This window comes from Xanthomonas sp. SHU 166 (assembly GCF_000364685.1).
Taxonomy (GTDB): domain Bacteria; phylum Pseudomonadota; class Gammaproteobacteria; order Xanthomonadales; family Xanthomonadaceae; genus Xanthomonas_A; species Xanthomonas_A sontii.
On the sequence record NZ_AQOJ01000468.1, the window covers coordinates 1 to 9,823 of the forward strand.

Below are 9,823 nucleotides of genomic sequence, written 5' to 3' on the forward strand. Positions count from 1 at the left end.
GCCACGCGGATGATGCTTGCGGTGCAGGCTCTGCAGGTGCTCGCGCGCCACCAGCGTGTAGATCTGGGTGGTGGACAGGGAACTGTGGCCGAGCAGCATCTGCAGCGCGCGCAGGTCGGCGCCGCGGTTGAGCAGATGCGTGGCGAAGCTGTGACGCAGGCCATGCGGGCTGATCCGCACCGGATCGATCCCGGCCACCGCCGCATAGCGCTTCACCAACACCCAGAACTGCTGGCGGGTCAGCGCGCGGCGCGCGGCGTCGATGAACAGCGGCACCACGCCATCGCTGGCCGGCACCGCCTGCCCCGCCGCCAGCGCCGGGCGGGCGCTGTCCAGATAGCGCTGCAGCCAGTGCTGCGACTCCTCGCCCAACGGCACCAGCCGCTCCTTGCTGCCCTTGCCAGTGACCCGCAGCACGCCCTGGCGCAGATTGACCGCGTTGGCCGGCAGGTTGACCAGCTCGCTGACGCGCAAGCCGGCGGCGTACATCAACTCGAGCATGGCGCGGTCGCGCAAGCCTGCCGGCGCGGTCGCGTCCGGCGCCGCCAGCAGCGCATCGATCTGGCTTTCGGCCAGTGCCTTGGGCAGCGAACGCGGCAGCCGCGGCGGCTCCAGCAGCGCGGTCGGATCGTCGCTGCGCTCGCCGCGGCGCACGCGCAGCGCGAAGAACGCGCGCAGCGACGACAGCCAGCGGGCGTTGCTGCGCGGCGAATAGCCCAGCTCGGTGCGCCATGCCAGGTAATCGAACAGCGCCTGTCGATCGGCACCGGCCAGCCCGCCGCCGGCACCGTCGCGCCAACGCGCGAAGCCCTCCAGGTCGCGGCGGTAGCTGTCCAGGCTCTGCCGCGCCAACCCCTGCTCGGCCCAGGCCGCATCCAGGAACTGCTGGATCGCCACCGCATCGGCCTCACGCAGCGGCGCGAGCCGTTGTGTCTGCTGGCGGCGTTCGGCGGGGGAATGCAGGGAGGGCATTTTGGGGATTGGAGATTCGGGAATCGGGAATCGGGAATCGGGAATCGGGAAAGCCTAGCGGCTTTGCCGGGGGGCGCAAGGTCGATGTGGGCGGGACGAGCGCAGGGCTGCCCATGCCCGCGCCGCGCGCAACGCAGTCCACCGCAAAGCGTGCGACTGGCTCTAAGCTGTGCCGATGAGCGCACCGCCTCCCGCTTCCGCCCCCCGTCCACGCGCGCTGCTGCTGTGGCGACTGCTGGCACTGTTCTACGACGCCTGGCCGGTGCTGGCGCTGTGGTTCGTGGTCTCGGCGCTGTTCACCCTCGGCTACACGCTGGAAGGCCATGCGCCGCGCGAGAACATCGCTCCTTTCAGCGCCCTGCAGTGGCTGCTGTGGCTGTGCTGCTGGGTGGTCGCCGGCCTGTACGCGACGCTGAGCTGGCGGCGTGGCGGCCAAACCCTGGGCATGCGTCCATGGCGGCTGCGCCTGCACGGCGCCGACGGCAACGCGCCAGGCTGGGGCGCGCTGTGGCGGCGCTATCTGGTCGGCACGGTATCGTTGCTGCTGGGCGGGCTGGGGTTCTGGTGGGCGCTTTTTGATCGGGAGCGGTTGACGTGGCACGACAGGGCCAGCGGCACCTATCTGACACGATTGCCCAAAGCCAAGCCCTGACCGCAGCGCACGGGCGCGCGGCGGCGCGCCAACCACTCCTGCCACATCGGGACCACTGCGGCGCGGCACGACAGGGCCAGCGGCACCTATCTCATGTCGTTGGACGCATCGTCGAACGGAAGCGCGCATGGCGAATCCAGCACGACATCGACGCCGATCGGCAAGCACTGGCGAGAACGCCGAACAGCATCACCCCCCATCGGCATGCCTGCGCGCCGATGCGGCCCTGCGCGAGGCGACCACACCACCGATCCACCGCTCCAAGGACCGACCCAGCCAGTAGCTCGCCCAGAACATGGGCAGCAGCACCAGCGCGTATGCGACGACCCTCGGCAACCGCTCCAACCACGGCAACAGGTCGAGCATCGCCAGCGGAAGGGTGATTGGAACGAACGGCAGTTGCCGCAAACCTGCCTGGAGATGGCCATCGACCTGCAGATTGCTCGCCATCCAGCGGCAGCCAACGATCACCGCCGCATACAACAGGCAGAACACCAGCCCGGTCGTGCTCGGACGCCGCATCGCTAACTGCTGCGTTTGCGGAACAGCAACCAGGACACGGTGAGCATCACCAGCGGCGGCAAGGCGTAGGCGATGCGGTAGTCGAACTTCAGGGCGCCGGCCATGCGGCCGAAGAACAGCTGCAGCAGCCAGAACACCAGGGCGAACAGGATGCCGAGGAACAGGCGCTTGCCCATGCCGCCGCTGCGCAGCGCGCCGAATGCGAACGGGATCGCGGCGAAGCACAGCGCCAGCACGTTCAGCGGATAGAACCAGCGGCTCCAGTACTGGTCCTCGTAGTCGCGCGCGTCCAGGCCATTGCGGCGGCGGTACTCGATGCTGGTGTGCAGGTCGCGCGCCGACAGGTTGCGCGGCTTGGCCAGGCCCGAGGCCAGCGCCGCCGCGTCCAGCTGCGATTGCCACGGCAGGCTTTCGAACTTCTCGCGCTGCACCGAGCGTTCGGCGAAGGTGTCGCGGTAGGCCTGCTTGAGCGTCCAGCCGTTGTGCCGGTGTTCGGCGATGGCGGCATGGGTCAGCGACGCCAGCCGGCCGCTCTCGTCCAGCGTGTACAGGCGCACGTCGCGCAGCTCCAGCCAGGTGCCGCCGCCGTCCTCCAGGTGCTCTTCGCCGGCCTGGGCATTGAGGAAGGTGTTGCCCTCGCGCGCCCACAGCCCGGAATAGCGCGCCATGCTCATGTCGCCGTTGTACTTGGCGTTGGCCTTGATCGCATCGGCCTGGTTCTGCGCCCATGGCGCCAGGGTCTCGCCGTTGACCACCATGACCACGGTCAGCACGGCCATGGTCGAGGCCGCGGCCAGGCTCAGCCGACGCCGCGACAGACCCAGCGCGCGCAGCGCGGTCAGTTCGGAGGTGGCCGCAAGCTGGCCCAGGCCCATCAGCACGCCGATCACCGCGCCGGTGGGGAACAGGGTGTAGGCGCGGCGCGGCACCGTGTAGGCCACGAACGCGGCGGCATGGCCCAGGCTGTAGCTGCCGGTGCCGATGACCTTGAACTCGTTGGACAGGGCCATGATCACGTCCAGGCCCAGCAGCACCGCCCAGGTCAGCAGCACCGTGCCGAGCACGGCGCGGCCCACGTACACATCGTGCAGGTTCGGACGCAGCCTCATGCCGGCTGCCTCCGCGGCCGCGACAGCCGGCCATCGCGCAGGTACATCCACACCGACAAGGCCAGCAACGGCAGGGTCAACCACCACAGGCCGAGCGCGCGCGGCAGCTTCTCGGTGCTCAGCCACTGGGTGCCGAGGAACATCAGGTTGGTGCCGACCAGGTAGGCCAGGAACGCCAGCATGATCCGGCCATAGCGCTGCTGCCGCGGCGAGCTGCGCGACAGCGGCAGGGTCAGCAGCGCGAAGGCCAGCGCCAGCAGCGGCGGCGCCAGGCGCGCATGCAGTTGCGCGTTGGCCTGCGGGCGCGGATCGCCGATCAGCTTGGCGGTGGGCAGCAGTTCGGGGTCATCGTCCTTGCGCGCGGCGTTGCGGTCGGGCAGCGCCACGTCGTTGCTGACGAAGCGCATCATCCGGTAATCCAGCCCGTCGCCGGCCAGCGGCCCCTCGACCCGGTAGCCGTCCTCCAGGCGCAGGTAGCGGTCGGCCTTGCCCTCGAAGAACATGGCGCCGCGCTGCGCGGTGACCACGTCCAGGCGGCCATCCTTCTGCCGCTGCATGAACACCTTGCTGAGCTTGGTGCCGTCCCCGGACAGGGTGCTGATATAGACGATGCCGCCGTCGGACAGCGGGGTGAAGCGCCCCGCCTCCAGCCCGGCCATCAGCAGGCTGTGGTTGGCCTCGTCGATCAGCCGGTCGGAGGTACGGTCGGCCCAGGGGCCCAGCCACAGCGAGCACATGCCGACCAGGGTCACCACCGGGATCACCAGCATCAGGATCGGCCGCAGCAGGCGCCGCGGGCCCACGCCGATGGCGGTGATCACCGCCATTTCCGAGTCGCGGTACAGCCGCGCCAGCGCCAGCAGCAGGCCCAGCATCAGCGCCAGCGGCAGGATCAGCGGCAGGTACACCACGAACTGCAGGCCCAGCTGTGAAAACAACAACTTGGCCGGGATGCGGCCATCGGCGATGTTGCCCAGGATGTCCACCAGCACACCACCGACGCTGACCACCAGCAGCACGATCAGGGTGGCCGAGAAGCTCTGGACGAAATCGCGCAGCAGGTATCGATCGAGCTTCGGCATGGGGGTGGGTTGATTTAAACTCTCGGATTCGTTCGCGGCTGCCCCAGCCTATCCGACTGGGGGTAAAGAGTCCGCGATTGTACGGATTTGCCAACGGAATCTGATCAATGGCCCTGGAATTCACCCTGAACCACGACGCCCCGGCCACCGCGGCGTTCGACTGCATCGTCGTCGGCGTGTTCGCCGACAAGCGCCTGTCCCCGGCCGCCCAGGCCCTGGACGCGGCCAGCGGCGGACGCCTGACCGCGCTGGCCGAGCGCGGCGACGTCAGCGGCAAGACCGGCGCCACCGCCCTGCTCCACGACCTGCCCGGCGTGCAGGCGCCGCGCGTGCTGACGGTGGGCCTGGGCGACGCCGCCAAGTTCGGCGTGCCGCAGTACCTGAAGGCGGTCGGCGACGCCGCGCGCGCCCTCAAGAGCGGGCCGGCGGCCAGCGCGCTGCTGACCCTGAGCGAGCTGGAGGTCAAGGGCCGCGACCAGGCCTGGGCGATCCGCCAGGCGGTGATCGCCAGCGACCACGCCTGCTACCGCTACACCGCCACCCTCGGCAAGAAGAAGCCCGACGACAGCGGCCTCGCCCGCCTGGCCGTGCACGGCGACGACACCAACGCGCTGGCCCAGGGCGAGGCGATCGCCGCCGGCGTGAAATTCGCCCGCGAACTGGGCAACCTGCCGCCGAACCTGTGCACCCCGGCCTACCTGGCCGAGACCGCCGCCGCCTTCGCCCGGGGCGTGGACGGCGCCGAGGCCGAGATCCTCGACGAGACGCAGATGCAGGAACTGGGCATGGGCTCGCTGCTGGCGGTGGCGCGCGGCTCGGCCAACCGCCCGCGCCTGCTGGTGCTGAAGTGGCATGGCGGCGGCGACGCCCAGCCCTACGTGCTGGTCGGCAAGGGCATCACCTTCGACACCGGCGGCGTCAACCTGAAGACCCAGGGCGGCATCGAGGAGATGAAGTACGACATGTGCGGCGGCGCCAACGTCATCGGCACCTTCGTCGCCGCCGCGACCGCGCGCCTGCCGCTGAACCTGGTGGTGGTGGTGCCGGCGGTGGAGAATGCGATCGACGGCAACGCCTACCGCCCGTCGGACGTGATCACCAGCATGTCCGGCAAGACCATCGAGGTCGGCAACACCGACGCCGAGGGCCGCCTGATCCTGTGCGATGCGCTGACCTACGCCGAACGCTTCAAACCAGCGGCGCTGATCGACGTGGCCACCCTCACCGGCGCCTGCATGGTCGCCCTCGGCCACCAGACCGCCGGCCTGATGAGCAAGCACGACGACCTGGCCGCCGAACTGCTGGCCGCCGGCGAGCACGTGTTCGACCGCGCCTGGCGCCTGCCGCTGTGGGACGAGTACCAGGGCCTGCTGGATTCCAGCTTCGCCGACGTCTACAACATCGGCGGCCGCTGGGCCGGCGCGATCACCGCCGGCTGCTTCCTGTCGCGCTTCACCGAAGGCCAGCGCTGGGCGCACCTGGACATCGCCGGCGTGGCCAGCGACGAAGGCAAGCGCGGCATGGCCACCGGCCGCCCGGTGGGGCTGCTGTCGCAGTGGTTGCTCGACCGCGTTGCGGCCGGGAATTGAGAACCGGGAATCGGGAATCGTGAAAAGCGCCCTGTCTGACCCAACCGGAGGCGGCGCACGCGCCGCCACCCGCTGTTCCCATTCCCTATTCCCCATTCCCCACTCCCAGTCCTGATGCGCGCCGACTTCTACCTGATCGCCAAGCCGCGGTTCCTCAACGAACCGCTGCGGCTGGTGTGCGAGCTGGCGCGCAAGGCCAACGACGCCAACCTGTGGACGCTGGTGCTGGCGCGCGACATGGCCCAGGCCGAGGAACTGGACGAGCTGTTGTGGGCGTTCGATGCCGACGCCTACATCCCGCACCAGATCGCCGACGCCGATGCCGACGAGGAAGAGGCGCAGGTGCTGATCGTCCCGCCCGGCGTCGACGCACCGGAGCGGCCGCTGGTGATCAACCTGCGCGATGCGCCCTACCTGGGCGCCTGCGACCGCGTCCTCGAAGTGGTGCCGGCCGACCCGTCTGCGCGCGACCCGCTGCGCGAGCGCTGGAAGCAGTACAAGGCCCAGGGCTACGCGGTCAGCAAGCACGATATGTGATGAAGCGGAGAATCGGGAATGGAGAATCGGGAATCGTTTCTCCAAGCGCCGCATTGAGGCGGTCCCTGCTCTGCGCTCCATCGATTCCCCATTCCCGATTCCCGATTCCCAGCCCATGACCACCCTCGCCTCCAGCTACGATCCCACCTCCTTCGAATCGCGCCTGTACGCGCAATGGGAAGCGTCCGGTTACTTCGCGCCGTCCGGGAAAGGCACGCCGTACACCGTGCTGCTGCCGCCACCGAACGTGACCGGCACGCTGCACATGGGCCACGCCTTCCAGCAGACGCTGATGGATGCGCTGGTGCGCTACCACCGCATGCGCGGCTTCGACACGTTGTGGCAGGTCGGCAGCGACCACGCCGGCATCGCCACCGAGATGGTGGTGTCGCGCAACCTGACCCTGGAAGGCAAGGGCGAGACCCGCGATTCGCTGGGCCGCGACGGCTTCATCGCCAAGGTCTGGGAGTGGAAGCAGCACTCCGGCGACACCATCGAGCGGCAGATGCGCCGCCTCGGCACCTCGGCCGACTGGTCGCGCAGCACCTTCACCATGGATCCGCAGCCGTCGGCGGCGGTGATCGAGGCCTTCGTGCGCTGGCACGAACAGGGCCTGATCTACCGTGGCCAGCGTCTGGTCAACTGGGACCCGGTGCTGAAGACCGCGATCTCCGACCTGGAAGTGGAGAACGTCGAGGAGGACGGCTTCCTGTGGTCGATCGCCTACACACTGGACGACGGCGCCAGCTACGAACACGTCGAGCACGACGCCGACGGCAACGAGACCCTGCGCGAGACCCGCGACTACCTGGTGGTCGCCACCACCCGCCCGGAAACCCTGCTCGGCGATACCGCGGTGATGGTGCACCCGGAGGATGCGCGCTATGCGCACCTGATCGGCAAGACCGTGACGCTGCCGCTGACCGGCCGCCGCGTGCCGGTGATCGGCGACGACTACGTCGACCGCGCGTTCGGCACCGGCGTGGTCAAGGTGACGCCGGCGCACGACTTCAACGACTACCAGGTCGGCGTGCGGCATGGGTTGCCGATGATCAACCTGTTCACGCAGACAGCCGCGCTCAACGACAGCGTCCCGGAAAAATACCGCGGTATGGACCGCTACGACGCGCGCAAGGTCGTGCTGGCCGACCTCGAAGACCTCGGCATCCTGGTCGAGACCAAGCCGCACAAGCTGCAGGTGCCGCGCGGCGACCGCACCGGCCAGGTGATCGAGCCGTACCTCACCGACCAGTGGTTCGTGAAGATGGATGCGCTGGCCAAGCGCGGCCTGGAACTGGTCGAGTCCGGGCAGATCCAGTTCGTGCCGCCGAACTGGATCAACACCTATCGCCACTGGATGGAGAACATCCAGGACTGGTGCATCAGCCGCCAGCTGTGGTGGGGCCATCGCATTCCGGCCTGGTTCGACGACGCAGGCAACTGCTACGTCGGCCGCGACGAGGCCGACGCGCGCGCCAAGGGTGGCGTGGCTGCCGACGTCGCCCTGCACCAGGACAGCGACGTGCTGGAAACCTGGTTCTCCTCGCAGCTGTGGCCGTTCGCGACCATGGGCTGGCCGGATCCGCAGGCGATGGCCGAGCGCGGCTTCGACCGCTACCTGCCGTCGAGCGTGCTGGTCACCGGCTTCGACATCATCTTCTTCTGGGTGGCGCGCATGATCATGGCCACCGACAGCTTCACCGGCAAGGTGCCGTTCCGCGACGTCTACATCACCGGCCTGATTCGCGACAAGGACGGCCAGAAGATGTCCAAGTCCAAGGGCAACGTGCTCGATCCGCTGGACATCATCGACGGCATCAGCATCGAGGACCTGGTCGCCAAGCGCACCACCGGGCTGATGCAGCCGCGCATGGCCGAGAAGATCGAGAAGGCCACGCGCAAGGAATTCCCCGAGGGCATCATCGCCCACGGCGCAGACGCACTGCGCTTCACCATCGCCGCGCTGGCCGGCCACGGCCGCGATATCAAGTTCGACCTGGGCCGCGCCGAGGGCTACAAGAACTTCTGCAACAAGCTGTGGAATGCCAGCCGCTTCGTGCTGATGAACACGCGCCAGGACGATGTGGACGCAGCGACCATCACGAACGCGTCGCCACGCGCCCAGGTGGCGAACCACGCGGACACCGCTTCGAATGCCGGTTCAGCCTCGCTTGCACCGGCCACCGATGCCGAGAAGTGGATCCTGCTGCGCCTGCAGGCGGTCACGGCCGAGGCGCAGGCGCAGTTCGCCGCGTACCGTTTCGACCTGCTGGCGCAGTGCCTGTACGAATTCGCCTGGAACGAGTTCTGCGACTGGTTCCTGGAACTGGCCAAGCCGGCGCTGAGCGGCGACGATGCGGCCGCCGCCGACAGCACCCGCCACACCCTGCTGCACGTGCTGGAAACCCTGCTGCGCCTGCTGCACCCGCTGACCCCGTTCCTCACCGAGGAACTGTGGCAGCAGGTGGCGCCGCGCCTGGGCATCGCCGCGCCGACCATTTCGCTGCAGCCGTACCCGGAGGCGGCGGCGATGGACGTGGCCGCCTACGCCGGCGCCGCGGCCGACGTGGAATGGCTGAAGGCGATGGTGTCGGCGCTGCGCCGCGTGCGCAGCGAACTGCAGGTGGCGCCGTCGCGGCAGGTGCCGCTGCTGCTGCAGGGTGGCCAGGCAGAAGACCGCGCGCGAATCGAACGTTTCGCCGCGCAGCTGCGCTTCCTGCTCAAGCTGGAGTCCATCCAGTGGCTGGACGACGGCGCGCCGTCGCCGGCCGCGGCCACCGCGATCGTCGGCGAACTGACGCTGCTGGTGCCGCTGGAAGGCCTGGTCGACCTGGATGCTGAACGCCTGCGCCTGGACAAGGAGATCGCCCGTGTCGCGTCCGAGAAGGACAAGAGCGAGGCCAAGCTGGGCAAGTTCACCGACAAGGTGCCGCCCGCGGTAGTCGAGCAGGAACGCCAGCGCCTGGCCGACTGGAGCGCGCAACTCGACGGCCTGCGCGCGCAGCGCGCCAAGCTGTAGCGCGAGCGATTGGGCCGCCTCCGCCCATCACGGCGGTGGCGGAGGCATCATCATGCAGCATCGCGCGTCTGACGGATGCGCGATGTGGGAGGGACTTCAGTCCCGACGCGCTGCACCATCAGACGGCAAGCAATGCTGTCTGTCGTGGCTGGAGCCGCTCCTGCAGTGGGTCCCCGTCGTCATTGGATCCGCTCTGGAGTCGCTCCCACAGAAATTCTCGGCGAGTTGTTTGGTGCACTGGTGGAAGCACCTAGACCAGACCGCTATCGAAGCCGGTGGCGATCTGCACTTCGCTCGTCGCGACTGAAGGGCACCTCTAAAAACCCCGCCTTTGGCATCAT

At 68.8% G+C, this 9,823-nt stretch carries 8 protein-coding genes; 4 read left to right on the top strand and 4 right to left on the bottom strand.

The features are described 5' to 3' along the window. Nucleotides 1–972: site-specific tyrosine recombinase XerD (xerD, locus tag D180_RS12365; protein WP_017913037.1), on the bottom strand; the 972-nt coding region annotated here is incomplete at its 3' end. 175 nt (nucleotides 973–1,147) lie between these two features. Here xerD and D180_RS12370 point away from each other — a divergent pair. Then, nucleotides 1,148–1,624 carry an RDD family protein gene (locus D180_RS12370; protein WP_017913038.1) on the top strand — a complete coding sequence of 159 codons (477 nt, stop codon included), beginning with the start codon at nucleotides 1,148–1,150 and terminating at the stop codon, nucleotides 1,622–1,624. Between the two features lie 189 nt (nucleotides 1,625–1,813). Here the strand turns inward: D180_RS12370 and D180_RS12375 are convergent, their stop codons facing one another. Genes D180_RS12375 through lptF form a run of 3 tightly spaced genes read right to left on the bottom strand, consistent with a single transcriptional unit; the run spans nucleotide 1,814 to nucleotide 4,337 of the window. Next, nucleotides 1,814–2,146 carry a hypothetical protein gene (locus D180_RS12375; protein ID WP_017913039.1) on the bottom strand — a complete coding sequence of 111 codons (333 nt, stop codon included), beginning with the start codon at nucleotides 2,144–2,146 and terminating at the stop codon, nucleotides 1,814–1,816. A 2-nt stretch (nucleotides 2,147–2,148) separates the two neighbouring features. Then, on the bottom strand, nucleotides 2,149–3,255 hold the full coding sequence (gene lptG, locus D180_RS12380; RefSeq protein ID WP_017913040.1) for an LPS export ABC transporter permease LptG: 1,107 nt from the start codon (nucleotides 3,253–3,255) through the stop codon (nucleotides 2,149–2,151). Next, nucleotides 3,252–4,337, bottom strand: coding sequence for an LPS export ABC transporter permease LptF (gene lptF / locus D180_RS12385; protein ID WP_010343579.1), 1,086 nt, complete (start codon nucleotides 4,335–4,337; stop codon nucleotides 3,252–3,254). Before lptF ends, lptG begins: the two co-directional genes overlap by 4 nt. Before the next feature lie 107 nt (nucleotides 4,338–4,444). Between lptF and D180_RS12390 the strand changes: the two genes are divergently transcribed. The 3 genes from D180_RS12390 to D180_RS12400 all read left to right on the top strand — a co-directional run bounded on the left by D180_RS12390 (nucleotide 4,445) and on the right by D180_RS12400 (nucleotide 9,482). Then, a complete protein-coding gene (locus D180_RS12390) occupies nucleotides 4,445–5,926 on the top strand; it encodes a leucyl aminopeptidase (RefSeq protein ID WP_017913041.1) in 1,482 nt (493 codons plus the stop codon). A 111-nt stretch (nucleotides 5,927–6,037) separates the two neighbouring features. Continuing rightward, entirely contained in the window at nucleotides 6,038–6,463 is a 426-nt protein-coding gene (locus D180_RS12395) for a DNA polymerase III subunit chi (RefSeq protein WP_043090908.1), read from the top strand. Nucleotides 6,464–6,578: 115 nt separating this feature from the next. Beyond that, a complete protein-coding gene (locus D180_RS12400) occupies nucleotides 6,579–9,482 on the top strand; it encodes a valine--tRNA ligase (protein ID WP_017913043.1) in 2,904 nt (967 codons plus the stop codon). The last annotated feature ends 341 nt before the right edge of the window (nucleotides 9,483–9,823 follow it).

Excerpts from the sequence above, each read along its gene's own strand:
- D180_RS12375 (WP_017913039.1), bottom strand. The coding sequence starts at position 2,146 with ATGCGGCGTCCGAGCACGACCGGGCTGGTGTTCTGCCTGTTGTATGCG.
- lptF (WP_010343579.1), bottom strand. The coding sequence starts at position 4,337 with ATGCCGAAGCTCGATCGATACCTGCTGCGCGATTTCGTCCAGAGCTTC.
- D180_RS12390 (WP_017913041.1), top strand. The coding sequence starts at position 4,445 with ATGGCCCTGGAATTCACCCTGAACCACGACGCCCCGGCCACCGCGGCG.
- lptG (WP_017913040.1), bottom strand. The coding sequence starts at position 3,255 with ATGAGGCTGCGTCCGAACCTGCACGATGTGTACGTGGGCCGCGCCGTG.
- D180_RS12370 (WP_017913038.1), top strand. The coding sequence starts at position 1,148 with ATGAGCGCACCGCCTCCCGCTTCCGCCCCCCGTCCACGCGCGCTGCTG.
- D180_RS12400 (WP_017913043.1), top strand. The coding sequence starts at position 6,579 with ATGACCACCCTCGCCTCCAGCTACGATCCCACCTCCTTCGAATCGCGC.